Origin of the sequence: Haloarcula sp. JP-Z28 (assembly GCF_011440255.1) — an archaeon.
In the GTDB taxonomy this organism is placed as follows: domain Archaea; phylum Halobacteriota; class Halobacteria; order Halobacteriales; family Haloarculaceae; genus Haloarcula; species Haloarcula marismortui.
On the sequence record NZ_JAAOHT010000052.1, the window covers coordinates 1 to 17,083 of the forward strand.

24 protein-coding genes are annotated in these 17,083 nt (G+C 62.3%); 12 read left to right on the top strand and 12 right to left on the bottom strand.

What is annotated here, in order from left to right:
- Positions 1–2: 2 nt before the first annotated feature.
- From G9463_RS16515 to G9463_RS16535, 5 genes are all read right to left on the bottom strand, one after another.
- Complete coding sequence (locus G9463_RS16515) at positions 3–530, bottom strand: cell wall anchor protein (protein ID WP_240150060.1); 528 nt, start codon at positions 528–530, stop codon at positions 3–5.
- Between the two features lie 880 nt (positions 531–1,410).
- Positions 1,411–2,700, bottom strand: coding sequence for a signal recognition particle-docking protein FtsY (gene ftsY, locus G9463_RS16520; RefSeq protein WP_011224626.1), 1,290 nt, complete (start codon positions 2,698–2,700; stop codon positions 1,411–1,413).
- Positions 2,701–2,707: 7 nt separating this feature from the next.
- Positions 2,708–3,169, bottom strand: coding sequence for a prefoldin subunit alpha (gene pfdA, locus G9463_RS16525; protein WP_004964646.1), 462 nt, complete (start codon positions 3,167–3,169; stop codon positions 2,708–2,710).
- Positions 3,169–3,342 carry a 50S ribosomal protein L18Ae gene (gene rpl18a / locus G9463_RS16530; RefSeq protein ID WP_004964648.1) on the bottom strand — a complete coding sequence of 58 codons (174 nt, stop codon included), beginning with the start codon at positions 3,340–3,342 and terminating at the stop codon, positions 3,169–3,171. Before rpl18a ends, pfdA begins: the two co-directional genes overlap by 1 nt.
- 149 nt (positions 3,343–3,491) lie before the next feature.
- Positions 3,492–3,629, bottom strand: coding sequence for a hypothetical protein (locus tag G9463_RS16535; RefSeq protein WP_004964651.1), 138 nt, complete (start codon positions 3,627–3,629; stop codon positions 3,492–3,494).
- 96 nt (positions 3,630–3,725) lie between these two features.
- Between G9463_RS16535 and G9463_RS16540 the strand changes: the two genes are divergently transcribed.
- Positions 3,726–3,890 (top strand): hypothetical protein, encoded by a 165-nt coding sequence (locus tag G9463_RS16540; RefSeq protein ID WP_165897298.1) that lies wholly within the window; start codon positions 3,726–3,728, stop codon positions 3,888–3,890.
- Positions 3,891–3,910: 20 nt separating this feature from the next.
- Here the strand turns inward: G9463_RS16540 and G9463_RS16545 are convergent, their stop codons facing one another.
- From G9463_RS16545 to G9463_RS16555, 3 genes are read right to left on the bottom strand one after another with little or no spacing between them, the layout of a single operon-like run.
- Positions 3,911–4,576, bottom strand: a complete 666-nt coding sequence (locus tag G9463_RS16545; RefSeq protein WP_004964657.1) for a translation initiation factor IF-6 — start codon at positions 4,574–4,576, stop codon at positions 3,911–3,913.
- 2 nt (positions 4,577–4,578) lie between these two features.
- Complete coding sequence (locus tag G9463_RS16550; RefSeq protein ID WP_004964660.1) at positions 4,579–4,857, bottom strand: 50S ribosomal protein L31e; 279 nt, start codon at positions 4,855–4,857, stop codon at positions 4,579–4,581.
- Positions 4,857–5,009: a 50S ribosomal protein L39e gene (locus G9463_RS16555; protein ID WP_004518346.1), complete on the bottom strand. Its 153-nt coding sequence runs from the start codon at positions 5,007–5,009 to the stop codon at positions 4,857–4,859. Before G9463_RS16555 ends, G9463_RS16550 begins: the two co-directional genes overlap by 1 nt.
- Before the next feature lie 186 nt (positions 5,010–5,195).
- On the opposite strand from G9463_RS16555, the gene G9463_RS16560 reads away from it, so the two are divergent.
- On the top strand, positions 5,196–5,648 hold the full coding sequence (locus G9463_RS16560; RefSeq protein ID WP_049939191.1) for a hypothetical protein: 453 nt from the start codon (positions 5,196–5,198) through the stop codon (positions 5,646–5,648).
- Here G9463_RS16560 and G9463_RS16565 read toward each other — a convergent pair.
- Both G9463_RS16565 and thpR read right to left on the bottom strand, forming a co-directional pair.
- Entirely contained in the window at positions 5,645–6,457 is an 813-nt protein-coding gene (locus G9463_RS16565) for a ZIP family metal transporter (protein WP_007189628.1), read from the bottom strand. The two genes, G9463_RS16560 and G9463_RS16565, sit on opposite strands and share 4 nt — an antisense overlap.
- A gap of 244 nt (positions 6,458–6,701) precedes the next feature.
- The gene (thpR, locus tag G9463_RS16570; protein ID WP_011224623.1) at positions 6,702–7,265 is read right to left on the bottom strand and encodes an RNA 2',3'-cyclic phosphodiesterase; all 564 of its coding nucleotides are present in this window, start codon (positions 7,263–7,265) and stop codon (positions 6,702–6,704) included.
- Between thpR and G9463_RS16575 the strand changes: the two genes are divergently transcribed.
- From G9463_RS16575 to G9463_RS16600, 6 genes are all read left to right on the top strand, one after another.
- A complete protein-coding gene (locus G9463_RS16575) occupies positions 7,266–7,439 on the top strand; it encodes a hypothetical protein (RefSeq protein WP_165897299.1) in 174 nt (57 codons plus the stop codon).
- 32 nt (positions 7,440–7,471) lie between these two features.
- The gene (locus G9463_RS16580) at positions 7,472–8,200 is read left to right on the top strand and encodes a tetratricopeptide repeat protein (RefSeq protein WP_004964669.1); all 729 of its coding nucleotides are present in this window, start codon (positions 7,472–7,474) and stop codon (positions 8,198–8,200) included.
- Positions 8,197–8,487 carry a DUF424 domain-containing protein gene (locus G9463_RS16585; protein WP_004594041.1) on the top strand — a complete coding sequence of 97 codons (291 nt, stop codon included), beginning with the start codon at positions 8,197–8,199 and terminating at the stop codon, positions 8,485–8,487. Before G9463_RS16580 ends, G9463_RS16585 begins: the two co-directional genes overlap by 4 nt.
- Before the next feature lie 62 nt (positions 8,488–8,549).
- Positions 8,550–9,014: a hypothetical protein gene (locus tag G9463_RS16590; RefSeq protein ID WP_165897300.1), complete on the top strand. Its 465-nt coding sequence runs from the start codon at positions 8,550–8,552 to the stop codon at positions 9,012–9,014.
- 83 nt (positions 9,015–9,097) lie between these two features.
- Complete coding sequence (locus tag G9463_RS16595; RefSeq protein WP_011224622.1) at positions 9,098–10,345, top strand: aminotransferase class V-fold PLP-dependent enzyme; 1,248 nt, start codon at positions 9,098–9,100, stop codon at positions 10,343–10,345.
- 111 nt (positions 10,346–10,456) lie between these two features.
- Positions 10,457–10,996: a cupin domain-containing protein gene (locus tag G9463_RS16600; RefSeq protein WP_165897301.1), complete on the top strand. Its 540-nt coding sequence runs from the start codon at positions 10,457–10,459 to the stop codon at positions 10,994–10,996.
- 16 nt (positions 10,997–11,012) lie between these two features.
- Here the strand turns inward: G9463_RS16600 and G9463_RS16605 are convergent, their stop codons facing one another.
- On the bottom strand, positions 11,013–11,492 hold the full coding sequence (locus G9463_RS16605) for a dual specificity protein phosphatase family protein (RefSeq protein ID WP_049939084.1): 480 nt from the start codon (positions 11,490–11,492) through the stop codon (positions 11,013–11,015).
- Positions 11,493–11,654: 162 nt separating this feature from the next.
- On the opposite strand from G9463_RS16605, the gene sufU reads away from it, so the two are divergent.
- Positions 11,655–12,083 carry a Fe-S cluster assembly sulfur transfer protein SufU gene (gene sufU, locus G9463_RS16610; protein WP_004964685.1) on the top strand — a complete coding sequence of 143 codons (429 nt, stop codon included), beginning with the start codon at positions 11,655–11,657 and terminating at the stop codon, positions 12,081–12,083.
- Between the two features lie 56 nt (positions 12,084–12,139).
- Positions 12,140–12,898, top strand: a complete 759-nt coding sequence (locus tag G9463_RS16615) for a trans-aconitate 2-methyltransferase (RefSeq protein ID WP_165897302.1) — start codon at positions 12,140–12,142, stop codon at positions 12,896–12,898.
- 30 nt (positions 12,899–12,928) lie between these two features.
- Here G9463_RS16615 and G9463_RS16620 read toward each other — a convergent pair whose 3' ends face one another.
- On the bottom strand, positions 12,929–14,938 hold the full coding sequence (locus tag G9463_RS16620) for a heme-binding protein (RefSeq protein ID WP_165897303.1): 2,010 nt from the start codon (positions 14,936–14,938) through the stop codon (positions 12,929–12,931).
- A 123-nt stretch (positions 14,939–15,061) separates the two neighbouring features.
- Here G9463_RS16620 and G9463_RS16625 point away from each other — a divergent pair, with 123 nt between their 5' ends.
- Both G9463_RS16625 and G9463_RS16630 read left to right on the top strand, forming a co-directional pair.
- Positions 15,062–15,988, top strand: coding sequence for a S49 family peptidase (locus tag G9463_RS16625; protein WP_004964694.1), 927 nt, complete (start codon positions 15,062–15,064; stop codon positions 15,986–15,988).
- A gap of 1 nt (position 15,989) precedes the next feature.
- Positions 15,990–17,063: a DUF4350 domain-containing protein gene (locus tag G9463_RS16630; protein ID WP_004964698.1), complete on the top strand. Its 1,074-nt coding sequence runs from the start codon at positions 15,990–15,992 to the stop codon at positions 17,061–17,063.
- Positions 17,064–17,083 lie beyond the last annotated feature (20 nt).

Genomic DNA, 17,083 nt, shown 5'->3' on the forward strand with positions numbered 1-17,083 from the left:
GACTAGCTGCCGACACTGCTCAACGAAGTCGAGGAGATCGACTTCCATAGCCAGAATTGATTTCCTCGGCTTCGTCCTTCTAACCCGTGATAACCGCCGATTAGATCGCTATTCAACGCGGCAGATATTTCCGTTTCGTTACCGGGCACGCCTGTTTGGTTGCCTGGAGCCTCAGTCCCGTTGCCAGGCACTTCAGTTTCGTTCCCCGGTACTCCGGTCTCATTGCCGGGCAAATCTGTTTCAGTATCCGACATCTCGGTCTCGTTTCCGAGAGCAGCGGTTTCGTTCTCGCCGAGTTCCGTCTCGGTATCCAGTCCGGTTTCTTCCTCGGTCTGGTCCGCAGTGTCTGTCTCGGACGCTGTACCGGCTTCCGTCATCGCGTCAGGCCCTGCTGCCGTAGATGTACCCGGCGCTTCGGCACCGCCGCCGTCGGACTCCGTACTACCGCCAGTGTCACTACAGCCAGCAAGCGCCACAAGTGCGCCGCCTGCGATTTTGATAACATTCCGTCGAGATGTGGGTCGTCCCATAGCGTTTGCCCGGAGAGAACCCGGGCAGTTTATGAATGACCTGCTAAGCGTCTGACGGAGCAGCGACAGAACGAATTAGCCACACCCGAAGGTGTGCCGGTTGGCAAAACAATCTGTTTCAGACCCTGATTAGCCCGACTCCGGTATTTCGACCGGTTCACGGGCCGTTATACGCTTCGATCACCCGATCTTCGACGTGCTACGGTGTGGTTCGATACTCGGGGTATAATTATGCACACTGTTTCCGAGCGATTATCGAGTGCATAGTATCTGCGTCCTCAGGTCGTGCTACCCTGCCTTACACTGTGAGTGAGACACCCGTTCCGCGGTCAAAACCCGGTTGGTCGCCGTTTAGCGACACGATAACCCGTGAACCTAACGGGTCAGTACCTGCAGCAGTCCCCATACCTGCGGGACCTCCCGCAGCCGCAGGTGTCGTCACCGTCGCCTGGCACACCGGGCATCGGCTCACCCCCGTCAGTTACGAGCCATGGCTCCTCAACAGGGGGACGACGGTCACCCGGGAACGGCTCAATGAGTTCAGGTGCGACATCAGCCGGCGCGACTTGCCGACAGTTGCGTCCGTCAGGCATCGCTGTCTTCCCCATTCACGACATCGCCAGACCCGTCGCGTCGTTCGATTGTATGCATAGTGTCACGCTCCAATACTGCGTGAGTCAATGATGAGCAGCTGTCGACTTCAACGCGCTCCTGTCGGCGAAAACGACCACACCTCCGTTGATGTGGTGATATTTGCTGCATCGTACGCAGTGCATTCCCGGCGAGAGCGCGCGGCCGCTCCGAGTTCTCCACAATCAGGGTCGACAATAGCTGCTCATAGCCCAGATATTGCAGCAACAATAACCGCGAAGTCTGAGGCCTACTCGCCGATGAGACTGTCGACGATTTCCTCGGGATCGAACGGGTCGAGGTCGTCGTAGTCCTGCCCGGTTCCCAGGAAGAGGATCGGCTTCCCGGTGACGTGCGCGACAGAGATAGCCGCGCCACCCTGCGGATCAGCGTCGGCTTTCGTCAGAATCGCCCCATCGATTTCGGCCGCATCGTTGAACTCGCGCGCCCGGTTGACGGCGTCCTGACCTGCGACCGCCTCGTCCACGAACAGCGTCATGTCCGGGTCGATGTTGCGGTCGATCTTCTCCAGTTGGGCCATCAGGTCGTCGGAAGTGTGGAGTCGGCCGGCCGTATCACCCAGCACCACGTCGATGTCGTTGGCCTTGGCGTACTCGACGGCGTCGTAGACGACCGCCGTCGGGTCCGACCCCTGCTCGTGAGTGATGATCTTCTTATCGAGGTTCTCGGCGTGTTTCTCCAGTTGCTCGTTTGCGCCAGCGCGGTAGGTGTCGCCGTTGGCGAGCACCGTCGAGAGTCCACGGTCCTCGAAGTACTGGGCGAGTTTCGCAATCGAAGTCGTCTTCCCGACGCCGTTGACGCCGGTGAACACGATGGTGACAGGCTTGTCTGCCTGCTGGACACGTTCGTCGAAGTCGAACTGGCCGACGTTGATGACATCGTACAGCGACTCCCGGAGCGCGTCTCGAACGAGGTTCCCGGTGCTGGAGAGCCGTCGGCGGGTCTGGCCCGTGAGGTTCTCCTTGACGCCGTCGAGAATCTCGTTGGCGACGCTCATCTCCACGTCGCTCGACAGCAGCGCCAGTTCGAGGTCGTCGAGGTGGCTCTGCAGGTCTTCCTCCTCGATGACCGTCTTCCCGGTCGCCATAAGCTTCGCCTTCGCGGCGAGGCCGCGGCCGCCGTCATCGTCGTCTTCGTCAGACTCCGACTCGGCTTCGGTCGCCGCGTCCTCTTCGGTCTCCGCGGCGTCATCCGGGTGTGACTCTTCGTCGGGGACCGCATCCGCGTCTTCGACTGCCGTGGCCGACGCTGTGGCTGACTCAGCTGTCGCCTCGGAATCTGCGGCTGGCGGTTCAGAATCAGCCTGTGGCTGGTCGGTTTCGGCTGTTGGTTCCGCCGTGTCGCCTTCGGACGCCTGCGCGTCCGCCACGGGATCGGATTCAGTCGCCTGATCGGGGGGCGCTTCCCCATCCGCCTCGTCGGCGTCCGGCTCGTCCTCCGCTTCGAGTGCGTCGTCGTCGACGTCTTCCTCGACGTCACTCGTGAACCCGCTGAGTTTGTCCTTCAGTCCGTCGAACATGGCGGCCTTACTCGTCTTCCTGCTCTTGCTGTTGCATCATCTGCTGCATCTGCTGCTGTTGCATCTGCTGGGCCTGCTGTTCGAGTTCCTCCATCTCGGTCTCGACTTCGGCCTTCTCTTCTTGCAGGTCGCTGATGTGGTCGTCCAGCGTCTCCTTCTTGGTTTCCAGCGTGCTGACAGCGCCGTCCTGCTCGCGCTCTGCGGAGTAGCCGCCACCGAGGGAGACGACGACCTCGTCGATGTCCTCGATCGTTGCGCGGATGTAGGCGTCGCCGCCGAGCGGGACCTGCACCGTGGACCCTGAGTCGAGCGTCTCGATGGCCTCGATGGCCTCGTCGATGTCAGTCTGCTTCTCGCGGAGGCGCTCGATTTCCTCGTCGATAGCCTCGACTTCCTGCTCCATCTGCTCGATCTCCTGTGCGACCTGCTGCATCTGACCGCCACCGCCGCCACCGCCGCCACCGCCCATCATGCTGCCACCTCCTCGATCGTGATCTGCGTGCGCTTGAGGTTGTGCTGGGAGCCGAAGTCGCTGTAAACGCGCTCTTCAGCGACGTTTTCGTTTGGCGCCTCAACCTCCTTCTCGAACTGTTGTGGGCCGTCTCGGGCCGGGAAACTACCGCGAACAGTGTACGTGCTCATACACGCAGATGCGGGCAGGGTAGGGAAGTATCTTCCCCTTCCGCCTTTTTCGAGTAACGCAACTGTCCGCGACATATCCGAGGCATACTCACCGCTGTCCGGCCCAGACCGACAGGGGCCGGACTATCCAGAACCAGATGTTTCAGAACCTATTCGCTGGGTTCTGGCGCATACACCATATCGCCGCCACACTCCGGACAGGACGGGCGGAGTACACCTGTCGAGTAGTCACACTTCCGGCAGATGAGGCTGTTCTGGTCTTCCGCGGGCGGTGTTCGCTGGACCATATGTAGTGTTCGTGAGCACACTATATTACTCTTTGACACGACCTGTCATGGTCACTGACCCCGGCGAATTTGCCGGGACACCACGTATGTCGAGATATGAGCGAAACGACCTACCAGTGTGAGTGCGGTGCGACGCTGCGGTTCAGGCAGGACCTGACGCTGGAGCGGGGCGGGACCGACCGGTCATGGACGTGTGGTGACTGCGGAGTCCCTGTTCCGGGCGTGGTGGCAGAAAAACTCAGCCACCAGCATCCGTCCTGAGCGGTAAAATAGAAGTCGCGTCAGTCGATGTAGCCGAGCGCCTGGTCGATACGGCCCAGTTCCGGTCCGGAGGTGTCCGAACCGCAGACGTAGCCGTGGTCGTTGGCGAGCAGCCCGGAACCGACGAGCGGGCCACCGTAGTTGATAGTCCCGATGTCGGCCGGCACGTCAAGGATGTCCTCAAGCGCGTCAAGTTCGCCGTCCGTGGCCTTCGGGTGGCAGAGAACGCCCTTGTTGGTGGCGACAGCGGCGGTCCCGACGGTCGTGACACCGGCGATGACGCCGCGTTCGACCGGGACGTCAAGCCCGTCTTTGACTGCCTGCACGGCGTCCCTGGAGAGGTCGGGGTGGACGTACGCGCCGTAATCGTTACAGCAGACGACGTTGCCGGCGGCGTTGATCCGGCCGGGCAGTCGTGTCACAGGCACGTCGACGACGTCTTGAATCCGCTCGATTTCGGTCTCGCGGACGCGTTCGGAGACGACGAGCCCGTTCTCGTTGCCAGTCGCAAGCGCGCCGACGGTCCCGGACCGGCCGACGGTGGTCGGCACAGCCGGAACGTCGAGTTCGTCGCTCAGGTCGTCGAGTAGCGATTCGTCTAAGTCTGGGCGAACCAGCACACAGTCGTCGGTCGCACGGGCGAACACACCCACGTACGACGACCCGGAGAAAGCCGCGCGGAGCAACGTTACTCTGCGGTCTCTGCTTCGACGATGGCTTCGCCCTCTTCCTCGAAGCGGGCGGCGCGAACACGGATCTTGCTCGGCGTGTTGGCGCGACCGCGGGCCCAGGCCGCCTCGTTGATCGAGGGGTCGAGGCGGACGGCGTCCTCGTCGACAGAGAAGTGTTTGGCGAGGTGCTCGCGGATGAGGATCATCGCCTTGTCTGCGCGCTTGTGGTTCGGTTCAGCTCGCGCGTCTCGGAGCGGGATGGTGACGACACGCTCCTCGAAGTCACTGGCGCTCATTATTCGTCAGTGTCGTTGCGCCGCCAGTGGCGTCGTTTGTGGTTGCGCTGGACCTCGCGGTCCGTCTTGAGCATGACCCAGGCCGGGACTCGACTGTTCTGGTTGTCGAGTTTGGCCAGTCGCTTCTTCGTAGCCTTCGATTTCTTACCCATGGTATGGTGCTTGTTCCGTGCCGTGGTTTAAATTCCTTCCTTTTCGAGCCGGTCATGGCCCGTTATCAGCGGCTATAACTGCGGACGTAGAACTAAGTAACCCGTAGCCCTGATTATCAAAGGATGAAGCGCCGGAAATTCCTCCAGACAATGGGTGTCGGTGCAACAGCCGTCGGCTCTGGTTGCTTGGGTGGTGGCGGGGAGGTCGTCGTCAGCGTGCAACAGGATGTCAGAATCAATCCACATGAGGCGTGGATAAAGGAGGAAATCCCGGACGTGTCCGACCCGGGCGGTGAGCTACAGTATATTGTCAAGGCGGATATCCCGTTCAACGTGTACTTTTTCACCGACCGCGAGCAGTTCGAGCAGTACGACACATATATCAAGGGTCGGGAGCCCAACCAGACACCGCCGGGGAACCCCGAGTTTAGCCAGACAGCGGTCCAACCCGAGGGGTCAGATATCTATGAGGCATCGACAGACGACGGCGGCGCGCGGGAGTCACTGGACGAACCCGGACCGTACTTCTTCGCTGTCGACCATTCGAACTACCGGATGGAAACGCGCGTCGATGACTACGACGACCCGCTGAAGGCCTTCGTCGATCTCACGGTCATCCGGAACAAGCTCCCCTTCTAAACGAACGCCAGCGGCACCATCGCCAACACACCGACAGCGATGCCAGTGAGTAGCTCGCGTTTGCCCCCACCCGGCAAGCCGTCCCCGTACTCCAGCGCCTCGGGGACGAACTCTGTGAGTACGAGGTACACCATCGCCCCGGCGGCGAAGCCGAAGCCGAACGGGAGGAACGCCTTCGCCAGCGTGACGAAGTAATACGCGATAACGGCCCCGACCGGCTGTGGGAGTGAGGAGAACACCGCCCACCAGACCATCTTCCACTCACTGACACCGAGCGAGCGAAGCGGGATGGCGATGGCAGTCCCTTCCGGAATATTGTGGATAGAAATGGCGACCGTCATAAACACCGCCAACAGCGGGACGGAGACGCCGACGATGCCAACGGCGGATTCGGGCGTAGCCGCCTCCAGCCCGAGTTCCGCGAAGGAGACGCCGACAGCCACGCCCTCCGGAAAGCTATGGACAGTCAAAATGCCCAGAATCAGCAGCAGCTTGGTGAAATCCGCCTGTTCGAACTGCTTAGGGGACTGGTCGAAATCGTCTAGCAGTTCGTGTGCTACAGCGACAAGACCAACCCCAGCCAGAACACCGGGGACCAGCAGCACCGGCGATCCGTAGGCGAGCCCTTCTCGCACGAGGCCGAACAGCGAGGCGGCGACCATGATCCCCGACGCCAGCCCCCACAGCAGGACGTTCCAGCGGTCGGAGAACTCATCCACCAGGAAAAACGGGATCGCACCGAGGCCGGTGGCGAGCGCCGTAAGCAACCCCGCGACGAACACGAAGACAACGTTCTCGACGGCGACCATATCGGCCCTACGCCGCTCGGACCGATAAAAATTGTCACTAACCTGATTTGTTTTGGCTGACCTAAACGGGCAGCCAGTACGCCGTGGATAGCGACTCAGGTGCCTAATTGACCGATTCAACGTGGATACCGACAATGGTACGACACGGCCGACGCCGCGGCCCAGTTATTACCAGAACTATGACATTATCTATCCGTGGGCACCGTCCACATCGCACTCGAACCGGGAGCTGTGAGGCACACGCTCACAGCGACACCGACTCGACGGTCCGGTACGTCGGGCCGCCAGGCCCACGCTCACTCTCTTTCAGTCGGATTTCCGTGACCTGCAGGCATCCCACGTCAGGGTCGTCGTTCTCGACGATGTTCTGTACTGTCTCTTTGCCCCCAGCGTGGTCCATTCTGGCGATGGTTGCATGCGGCGTGAACTCGTGATCCTCCGAGTCGAACCCCATCGCGACGGTCCTGTCTTCGATAGCTTCGTGCAGCGCAGTCAGTTCTGGGCCGCCCTGACCGTCGCGAACGCCGACCCAGACGACGCTGATGTAGGACAGCGACGGAAAGACGCCGAGACCGCCGATATCGGCTTCGAACGGCTCGACACCGCTGTCTTCGACCGCGGCTTCGAGGGCGGCGACGACATCAGCAACCCGGTCCGGCGCGGTGTCACCGAGGAACTTCAGCGTGACGTGGGCCTGCCCGGGGTCGGTCAGTCGAAGGCCCGACACGCCGTCGAACCGGTCCTGAACGGCCGCCACAGCGTCGCCCAGCCCGTCGAGGTCAACGCTGACGAACAGGCGCTTTGACATATGCGAGGATTGCGGACCGGTCCGCAAGAAAGCAACGGACACCGCGGTCAGGGCCCCGAAAACGACCGCAAGGATGTCCCTGTGAAGACGATGAACGCATCCGGCATCAGCGAGTCCCGAATGGCCGGGAATCCGGACGCTTGCCGCCTGAATCCTGACGAGTCGTGGACGTAGCCCTTAACCGGATTGGCCGTCAATCAGGAGGTATGACAGACAACGACGACGATCACGCCTTCTCCGAAGGGCAGGGATTCGACGACCCTTACGAGGGGTTCGATCTCGAACCGCCAGAGTTCGAGGTGGACCCGGACAAGGTCGACCCCGTCGACTCCCGTGTTGTCACTGACCTACTGGACCAGCGGAACATCTCCTCTGACGCCGTCGACCCCGGGCAACTGCTCGATGTCGGTCTGGAGTATATGCACATCAACCGCCACGAACAGGCCGCCGAGACGTTCGAGCGGGTCGCCCAGTACACGGACGACGACCGACTCAAGCAGGAAGCCTGGACGAACAAGGGCGCGGCCCACGCAGAACTTGAAGAGTGGGACGCCGCCATCGGCGCGTACAAGGAAGCCCTCAACTTCGACGAGGAGTCCGACCACGCCGCTACGGCCGAAACGAACCTCGCATACGCGCTGTGGAAATCCGGCCGCTCCGAACAGGCGCTCGAACACGCCGAGCGCGCCGTCGAAATCGACCCCCGGTTCGGCGAGGGCTGGTACAACCGCGGCTTCTTCCTGCTCGAACGCGGGCTGGCCGACGAAGCTATCGACGCGTTCGACAACGCGGTCCGCCTCGGCTTCCGCAACGCCGACGTGCTCGAAGAGAAGGCCCGCGCCCTCGAAGAGGTCGGCGAGTTCGACCGCGCCGAGGAACTGGCCGAGGAGGTCGACGAGATGCGCGAGGAGGCCGAACAGCAGTTGCTTGAATGATACTCAACGAACGCGACACCGACGAGGGGTTGCTCGTCTCCGTCTGTGACCCCGACATCATGGGCGAAACGTTCGAGAACGGCCCCGTATCGCTCACCGTCAACGAGGAGTTCTACGGCGGCGAAACGGCTACCGAAGACGAAATCGTCGATAGTCTCGCCCGCTGTTCGGTCGCCAACATTGTCGGTGACGACGCTGTCAACGTTGCCGTCGAGCACGGCTTCGTCGACGAAGAGAACGTCCTCGATCTGGGCGAGACGCGCCACGCACAACTGCTCTGGATGTAACTGCGGTCGCGACTGGCAGCCCGACCCCGACAGTCTTTGCGCACGCCTACCGAGAGGAGCGTATGTATTCTCGGGACCACGCTATCGTCTCTGCAGCCGTCGGGGCTGCCGGCGTTGTCGTTTTGCCGATCCCGCTCCCCTGGTGGGCCGCTGTCGGCTACGCAGTGGTTGTCGACGTCGCCATCGACTTCGATCATTTCGCCGTTGCCCGAGTAGAAACCGGCGACTGGGCCGCACTCCGCCGCTGTCTCCGGAACCCGAAGATCGTGATGTTCGACCAAAATGAAATCTTCGGCCCGCAGGACCTCTGGCCGCTCCAGCGACTCCTCAGCCATCACCTCATCGGCGGCGTGGTCGTGTTCGGTATCTGGCTCGTCTCCGAGCCGCTAGCGCTGTTTACTGCCGTCGTGCTGTACGCCCACATCCTCGGCGATCTCGTCTGGGACAACTACCTGCTTGAGACCTATCGGGAACAGCACGCGATGGCCGCCAAATCCGTGTCTGAGTCCGACTCTGACTCCGGATAGGGCAAAGAAACGGCCGCTACCGGCCGGGAAGAGTTCTAGGTGAACCGAAGGAATGTTGCCTGTTGAGCCCCTGAACAGAACTAATGGGACACGCTGAATCTGAAGTACTTGACGTGGAGCGTCTCCGCGAGGACTTCCCCATCCTCCAGCGCGAGTTCGGCGGCGAGCAAGTGGTGTATCTCGACAACGCGGCCACCACGCAGACGCCCGAACCGGTCGTCGAGACCATCGCCGACTACTACCGGACGACCAACGCCAACGTCCACCGCGGCCTCCACCAACTCAGTCAGGAGGCTAGCGTCGCCTACGAGGACGCCCACGACCGCGTCGCCGAGTTCATCGGTGCCTCTGGCGAGCGCGAGGAGATCGTGTTTACCAAGAACACCACTGAGAGCGAGAACCTCGTCGCATATGCCTGGGGCCTGAACGAACTCGGGCCCGAAGACGAGGTCGTCCTCACGGAGATGGAACACCACGCCTCGCTGGTCACCTGGCAGCAAATCGCCAAGAAGACCGGTGCGACCTGCCGCTATATCCGTGTCGACGAGGACGGGACGCTGGACATGGACCACGCCCGCGAGATCATCACCGACGACACCGCGATGGTCAGTGTCGTCCACGTCTCGAACACGCTCGGCACGGTCAATCCCGTCTCGGAACTGGCGGACATTGCCCACGACCACGATTCGTACATCTTCGTCGACGGCGCACAGTCGGTCCCGAACCGCCCAGTCGACGTGGAAGCCATCGACGCCGACTTCCTGGCCTTTTCCGGGCACAAGATGGCCGGTCCGACCGGCATCGGCGTCCTCTACGGCAAGAAACACATTCTCGAGGAGATGGAGCCGTACCTCTACGGCGGCGAGATGATCAAGAAAGTCACCTTCGAGGATGCCTCGTGGAACGACCTTCCGTGGAAGTTCGAGGCCGGCACCCCAGTCATCGCGCAGGGCATCGCGCTGGCAGAGGCCTGTGACTACCTCGACAACATCGGCATGGAACGGATCCAGCGCCACGAGGAACAACTCGCCCAGTACACACTGGAACAACTCCGTGAAGAGGGTGACGTGGAAACGTACGGTCCGTCTGTGGGAACAGAGCGCGGTGGCCTCGTCTCGTTCAACCTCGATTCGGTCCACGCCCACGACCTCTCCTCGATCCTCAACGACTCCGCCGTCGCCATCCGCGCTGGCGACCACTGCACGCAGCCGCTCCACGACAAGATGGGCGTCCCCGCCTCTGCGCGAGCCTCGTTCTACATCTACAACACGCGTGAGGAAGTGGACAAGCTCGTGTCGGCTATCGACGACGCCCGGCAGTTGTTCGCGTAATCGGGCGCTCAGTCCCTATATGGGATGTAACTGGTGGTATTTTCAGTTGTAATATAGTGCCGGTGTGCACGGCAGCTATATGACACTCCGCCGATAACTTTTGTCGGGACGATGACTGATACCGATGAGACGGAGTCGTCACTGACGCCGGAATCACTCGATTACACGCACCTCCCCGAGCAGAAAATGTACAAGGTGTCGCTCGACGACGCCAGCCACTTCGAGCAGGGCGGGGATGCTATCCGGACATACCCGGTGTGTACCACGAACGAATTCAAGCTGCTGTACTTCGAGATGGACCCTGGCGCGGTCATCGACTGGCACACGCACGCGCCCAGTTTCGACGAGGTGTGTCTGTGTCTCGATGGTGCCGCCAGATACACGCTGAAACGCGAAGACGGAGGCGAGCAGGTGCTCCGGGCTGAACCACGCGAGTTCGTCTATCTACCCGGTGGGGCCCGACACAAGATCGAGGCAGTGGGTGAAACCGGTCACGAGGGACTGGTCACAATGCCGCCGGACTCTGTCGGACGCCTCGAATTGCTCGACGGGGCTGCACCGTACCAGACAGACGACTGGCCGATTGCACTGTGGGTCGACCGGATCCGTGACGAGGTCGTCAAGAAGGACGAGAACGCCGTCACTGAGTAGATCTACTGGGCATCGATCAGTGGGACTCATCTGCAGCGAGATAAATGACGGCTAGCTTATACAGCGCCGGGTTCGGAGTCGCAATCGGTCGGGCTGCCCGGACGGCCGCAAGTGCGTCAGAAAGCGGCCGGGTCTCTTCGGCAGCGATAGCTGTCGCGATCAGCGTCGCACTCCGGGAGACGCCGGCTTTGCAGTGAATCAGCGCCGGGCCGTCCGCTCGGACGAAGCGCCGGGCAGTATCGACGGCCGCTTCGAACGCCGCCCATTCGTTGCCCGAGCCATCGATAAGCGGGTGGTGGGCGGTCGTGAGCGGATAAGACTCACTCGTCGCCGAAAGCACGTGTTCGAAGGACTGGTCGTGCACCCCGCGTGCCGCGTGTTTGTTGCCGAGATACAGCGTCCGGTCGCCGATCTGGCGAATCACCGGCTCATCGCTGACGAACCCCACGGGGCGAACGGCATGGTCAGTCGGAGACGGAGCAGTGTTCTCTCCCACGGGCTCACAGAACGGAGCTAGATTAGTAAATACTACCTACTGGCAGAAGGGAGCCTGTCGGTTCTCACAGGCCGTCAACGCGGCTCCTATCACAGGACATCGGACATGCGAATCGATACCTCGGAACGTTTTTCCGACTGACAGCCGTATCATAGTTCAATTATGGGTATCGGTGGCTCGGATATGTACCGGCAGCAGATCCTCGATCACTACAAGAACCCCCGGAACTACGGGGAGATCGAGGACCCAACGTTTACCCACATCGGTGAGAACCCGATGTGCGGCGATGAAATACGGATGGATGTCGTCCTCGACGAAGACGAGGAAACCATCGAGCAGGTCGCCTTCCAGGGCGACGGCTGTGCCATCTCACAGGCCTCCGCGTCGATGCTCTCACAGGAGCTAGCTGGGATGGCGGTCGAAGACCTGAAAGCGATGGACCGCGACGATATCACAGAGATGCTCGGCGTCGACATCTCGCCGATGCGCGTCAAGTGTGCCGTTCTTGCCGAGAAGGTGGCCCAAGACGGGGCAGACATTTTCTTCGGTGAGAAAGACATCGACCGAACGGTGACCGAAGACGACGACTAACGCGGGCGGAACCACCGTCGGTATTCTTTTGACTCCATCTCGGGATAGCACAGGCCATGCCAGGCAACGACTGGGACCCAGACGACTACGACGACCGCCACGGGTTCGTCCACGAACACGGTCAGTCGGTTGTCGACCTGCTGGACCCTCACCCCGGCGAACAGGTACTGGATGTTGGCTGTGGCACCGGCCACCTGACGGCAGAAATCGCAGACAGCGGTGCCGAGGTGGTCGGCATCGACGCGTCGGCGGAGATGGTCGCACAGGCCAGAGACGCTTATCCGACCCTCACGTTCGAGCAGGCGGACGTGCGGTCCTACACCGCCGACAGGCCGTTCGACGCGGTATTTTCGAACGCAGCGCTACACTGGATTCCCGGTGAAGACCACGACGCGGTCCTGTCGACGGTTGCCGACGCGCTGACCGAGAGCGGGCGGTTCGTCGCGGAATTCGGCGGGCAGGGCAACGTGGCGGCCATAACCGACGCACTCATCGCCGAACTGGATGTGCGGGGCTACGACGCCAGTCATCCGTGGTACTTCCCGAGTATCGGCGAGTACGCGCCGCGAGTCGAAGCGCATGGGCTCGAACTGCAGTTCTCACGGCTATTCGACCGACCGACGCCGCTCGACGGTGGTGAAGAGGGGCTCCGGAACTGGATTGAGATGTTCGGCGACGAATTCTTCGCCGGTGTCGACGACAGCGAGCAAGCGGCAGTGCTGTCGGCTGTCGAGGACCGGCTCCGCCCGACGCTTTTCGACGGTGACACCTGGGTCGCAGACTACCGACGGCTACGGCTCGTCGCTGGTCGATAGCGGAGAAGTAGGCTGGCTGGTGGCCGTTCGTCAGGCCAGGAACACGTGCCGCGGTCGGTCGGCCAGCACGTCCCGGCCCCAGTCGACCGTCTCCGAGAAGTCATCGGAGCGGAAGAAGGCCATCGCATCCTCCTGTGAGTCCCACTGGCTCGCGATGAACATGTCGTTCTCGTCGTCGTGGTTGAACAGCAGCGAGGTCTCGCGGTGGCCGTCCATCTCTTTGAGCAGACCACCGACAGTGTCGAACTTCTCGACGAAGTCCTCGTGGTATTCTGGCTTGACCGTATAGAACATCCCCATCGTCCCGAACCCGTCGCCCTCGCCGTGGCGGCCGACGACGCCGGGCAGGTCGGTGAGATAGTCGCTGGCGGTCTGGGCGGCGTCCTCGGTGTCCCACAGCGACGCGACGGCCGCGACATCGCCGTCGGTGTCGCCGTACACCGTGGTCTGGACGTGCGTGTCGTAGCGCTCGAACGCGCTCCGGAGGTCTGTGACTTCCTCGTCAAGCGTTTCCGCGTCAGCCTCGGAGTACACGACCAGTGCGTACACGTCCTCGCCGTGCGGTTGCCCGGCGTAGACGCCCGCCGATTCGAGCGTCTCGCGGATGGACTGGGACGATTCAGCGGCCTGAGCGTCGCTGTCATCCGCAGTCTCGCTGCCCTCGACACCCTCGCCGAGGGAGCCGCCGAGCTGTTCGTCGACACCGTCGATATCCTTCAGGAATCCGGCTGCCGTCTCGGCGGCGTCTTTCGCCGTCCAGATGCTGACGACGTACGTCTGGCCACTGTCGGCGCGCACGGCCGTCTGGACGTGGCGGTCGTAGTGGTCGAAGTTGCTCTCGAGGTCGGACACGTCGTCGACGATGTCCTCCGCGTCGGCCGAGGAGTGGAACACCAGCGCGTAGTCGCCGGCGTCGTACGCGTCGCCCTCGTGCAGCCCCAGCCGGCCGAGTCGCTGTGCGGCGTCGTCTATCTCCTCGAAGTCAGCTGAAACGTCCGGCCGGCCGCCTGAGCTATTCGACGACCCCGAGTTGTCCTCGTCGGACGACTCCTCGGAATGTGGATGGTCGCCCTCGCTGGCGCTCCCGGGGTGGGTGCCGCCGTGGCTGTCGGTGTCTCCGCCGGCGTGTGCTCCTGTCTGTGCACCGCTCGCCGTTGGCTCTTCGGCGTGGCTGTGACTCGCACCGGCATCGGCCGGTGCGTGCTCATGTTCCGCGACGTCCGCCGGTGTCTCCGGAACCGATGCGTCGTCGGTCGGCACCCGCTGGCCGGCCAGCACAGCCGGTAACTCGGACGGGTCGAACTTCCGGCCGACATAGAAGGGGCCGAACTCGGCAAACTGCGAGGTCGAAGGGTCAAAGCGCATCTCGGTCAGCAGTTCCTTGATGTGGCGCATATCGTCGCTCCAGAGCGTGATGCCCCACTCCCAGTCGTCGAAGCCGATGGAGCCGGCAATCATCTGGCTCACCTCGCTCCCGTAGCCACGGCCGATGTCGCCGTGCCGTTTGATGTGGGCCGCTCGCTCCTCGAAGGACGTGTCGTACCAGTTCTGGTCGGGCTGGCGGCGCTTGCTCATCGGGTAGAAGCAGACAAACTCCTCGTCCGGCACGTCGGGGTGGAGTCGGGCCTGAATGTACTGGGCCAGCCCGGAGTCGTCGTCCACTTCGCCCTCGAAGTACTCGCGGGATTTCTCGGTGTAGCCCGACGCCTCCGTCACAGAGACGTAGGAGAACTCCTGTTCGGTGAAGGCGGCGAACTCTGTCTGCTCGAAATGGCGCTCGGCCGCATCGAGGTCGCCCATCGTCGGCCGCAGGTGGAGAATCATGATGTCGGCCTTGTGGCCCATGACGGTGTACACCGCCGTCTGGCCCTCGTCGGCGTCTTCGACGGCTTCGTACGCGTCGAGGAAGCCGATCCCCTCCGAGAGCGCACGGTCGCGGACTCGCTGGGGAGCCTCGCGCCAAGCATCCCAGTCGATACTCCGGCAATCGTGCAGCGCGTACCAGCCTTCCTCCGTGGCTGGCGGCTTGCGTTGGTCCATAGGTGTCGATTGCAGGTCGACAGTAAGGAAACTTCCCATGTCGTTCCGGGACGGCGACTTCTGAGCCAGCAATTCAGGCTATCCTTTTATTAGCCCAACGTGACAGCGAATCAATGTTGTCGCATGAACAACCCAATCGATAGACGGGTCGCAACTGCCCTCCAGTCGTATACGGTACTTGCGGTTATTGCCATTCTCATTGGTGCCGCCGTCGTGCCGTATGCGGCGTCGGTCGCCGAGGGTGACGAACAGTACGTCGCTGTAGTGAATATCGACGAAACGATTTCCAGTTCTAGCTCACAGGACACGGTACAGAAGCTCCGCGAACTCCGCAGCAACGAGTCAGTCGAAGCGGTCGTCCTCCGGATATCGAGTCCCGGGGGAAGCGCCGCCTCCAGTGAGTCAATGTATCTAGCCGTCAAGCGGCTTTCGGCGGAGAAACCGGTGTACACAAGCGTCGACCAGTACGCCGCCTCCGGCGCGTACTACACCGCGGTCCCGAGCGACCGCATCTACGTGACGCCGGCCAGTCTCGTTGGCCACGTGGGTGTCATCGGAACCGCGCCGAGCGACGGTCTGAGCCCCGCCGCCACCACTGGCCCCGACAAGGCCCATCGAGGGATGACGCGCGACCAGTACTACGCGAGCCTCGAATCGATGAAGCGAGCCTTCGTCGGAGCAGTCATGACCGAACGCGGTGACAGGCTCAATGTCTCCCGCGAGACGGTCGCTGAAGCGTCGGCCTATCAGGGCGGTCGCGCGGTCCAGACCGGCTATGCGGATGAGGTCGGTGGACTCGAAGCCGCGATAGCCGGCGCGGCTGGTGCCGCTGATCTCTCGGAGTATCAAGTCGTGTACCACAACCCCGCGGACCCGCGAGGGCTGCTCTTCCTCACTGGCGGGAGTGAGGCCGGCGGGAACGCTACCGTCGCCGCCAAAGGCGCACCGTACACGTTCCAGGGCGTCGACACAGTCCACTTCCTCATGATATACGGCACGCCGGAGAATCAACAGGTCGTCTACAACAGCACCGCACAGGGAGGTGCCTGAAATGGCAGCCGATAGCTCACGTTCGAGTCCGGTCATTCGAGCAGGATTTTTCATCGGGATACTCGTCCTCTCGGTGATTGTCGGCACCGTCGCGATTGGTGGCGGTGCGCAATCGGCCCCCGATGTAAGTCAGGTGAATGCCCCGTCGTTCAACAGCGGCGAGTCCGTTGCAACTCCGGCGGACGAGAGCGGTGACCTCTCGATGTCGGCCGACGCGTCCGAGAAAGTCGTCGTTATCGACGTTGCTCACGCCGGCGATATCGACCGCGAAGCGCTCACGCCGCTTGTCTCGACCCTGACCGAGAACGGGGCGACAGTCCGCTATCACGTCGGTGAGCGACAGAGCGGGAGCCCGTTCAACGAGTCCCTCCGCTCGGCTGACGCCCTCGTCGTTCTCGGCGCAGAACAGCGCTACACCGAGAGCGAGCTGAACGGCCTCTCCGCGTTCAGCGACGCGGGCGGTCGCGTACTCTTGCTGAACGAGCCGTCACAGGCGAGTCCCGCCGGCTTGGGACTGTTCGGCCCGATTCGGTCGGATAGCGTAACCAAGCCGATGGCCCCACTGGCGAGCCAGTACGGCCTCTCGTACGGGAACGGCTACCTGTACAACATGCACGAGTACGACACGAACTACCAGAACGTCTACGCGACGCCGACGGGCGATACGGAACTCACCGAAGGCGTCGACCGAGCGGTCTTCTACGCCGCGATCCCCGTTCAGGGCGGTGACACCGCACTCACGACGACGGAACAGACAACGCTCTCGAAGACCCGGCGACAGGACACGTACGGCGTCGTTGCCCGCTCGGGGAACGTCGTCACTGTCGGTGACACGAACGTGTTCACGCAGGAGTTCCTCTATCGAGCCGACAACGAGCAGCTGGTCGGGAATCTGCTTGATTTCCTCGTCACGGGCGAGAAATCACCCGCAGACGCACCACAGACCGCCGAGTCCGGCGAGTCCGGACCTGGCGGATCGCTCCCCGGAACGGGAATGGGTGGCGGCACGGTGCCGTCGGAACCGGATTCGACTCCGGCTCCCGAACCGAATGAGACGATGATGCCCGACGAGTAGGGCATCACCGCCCGCTTTCG

Bases quoted from the DNA above. Each gene is read 5' to 3' on its own strand.
- G9463_RS16515 (WP_240150060.1), bottom strand. From the start codon at position 530: ATGGGACGACCCACATCTCGACGGAATGTTATCAAAATCGCAGGCGGC.
- ftsY (WP_011224626.1), bottom strand. From the start codon at position 2,700: ATGTTCGACGGACTGAAGGACAAACTCAGCGGGTTCACGAGTGACGTC.
- pfdA (WP_004964646.1), bottom strand. From the start codon at position 3,169: ATGGGCGGTGGCGGCGGTGGCGGCGGTGGCGGTCAGATGCAGCAGGTC.
- rpl18a (WP_004964648.1), bottom strand. From the start codon at position 3,342: ATGAGCACGTACACTGTTCGCGGTAGTTTCCCGGCCCGAGACGGCCCA.
- G9463_RS16535 (WP_004964651.1), bottom strand. From the start codon at position 3,629: ATGGTCCAGCGAACACCGCCCGCGGAAGACCAGAACAGCCTCATCTGC.
- G9463_RS16540 (WP_165897298.1), top strand. From the start codon at position 3,726: ATGAGCGAAACGACCTACCAGTGTGAGTGCGGTGCGACGCTGCGGTTC.
- G9463_RS16550 (WP_004964660.1), bottom strand. From the start codon at position 4,857: ATGAGCGCCAGTGACTTCGAGGAGCGTGTCGTCACCATCCCGCTCCGA.
- G9463_RS16555 (WP_004518346.1), bottom strand. From the start codon at position 5,009: ATGGGTAAGAAATCGAAGGCTACGAAGAAGCGACTGGCCAAACTCGAC.
- G9463_RS16565 (WP_007189628.1), bottom strand. From the start codon at position 6,457: ATGGTCGCCGTCGAGAACGTTGTCTTCGTGTTCGTCGCGGGGTTGCTT.
- thpR (WP_011224623.1), bottom strand. From the start codon at position 7,265: ATGTCAAAGCGCCTGTTCGTCAGCGTTGACCTCGACGGGCTGGGCGAC.
- G9463_RS16575 (WP_165897299.1), top strand. From the start codon at position 7,266: ATGCGAGGATTGCGGACCGGTCCGCAAGAAAGCAACGGACACCGCGGT.
- G9463_RS16580 (WP_004964669.1), top strand. From the start codon at position 7,472: ATGACAGACAACGACGACGATCACGCCTTCTCCGAAGGGCAGGGATTC.
- G9463_RS16585 (WP_004594041.1), top strand. From the start codon at position 8,197: ATGATACTCAACGAACGCGACACCGACGAGGGGTTGCTCGTCTCCGTC.
- G9463_RS16590 (WP_165897300.1), top strand. From the start codon at position 8,550: ATGTATTCTCGGGACCACGCTATCGTCTCTGCAGCCGTCGGGGCTGCC.
- G9463_RS16595 (WP_011224622.1), top strand. From the start codon at position 9,098: ATGGGACACGCTGAATCTGAAGTACTTGACGTGGAGCGTCTCCGCGAG.
- G9463_RS16600 (WP_165897301.1), top strand. From the start codon at position 10,457: ATGACTGATACCGATGAGACGGAGTCGTCACTGACGCCGGAATCACTC.
- sufU (WP_004964685.1), top strand. From the start codon at position 11,655: ATGGGTATCGGTGGCTCGGATATGTACCGGCAGCAGATCCTCGATCAC.
- G9463_RS16615 (WP_165897302.1), top strand. From the start codon at position 12,140: ATGCCAGGCAACGACTGGGACCCAGACGACTACGACGACCGCCACGGG.
- G9463_RS16620 (WP_165897303.1), bottom strand. From the start codon at position 14,938: ATGGACCAACGCAAGCCGCCAGCCACGGAGGAAGGCTGGTACGCGCTG.
- G9463_RS16625 (WP_004964694.1), top strand. From the start codon at position 15,062: ATGAACAACCCAATCGATAGACGGGTCGCAACTGCCCTCCAGTCGTAT.
- G9463_RS16630 (WP_004964698.1), top strand. From the start codon at position 15,990: ATGGCAGCCGATAGCTCACGTTCGAGTCCGGTCATTCGAGCAGGATTT.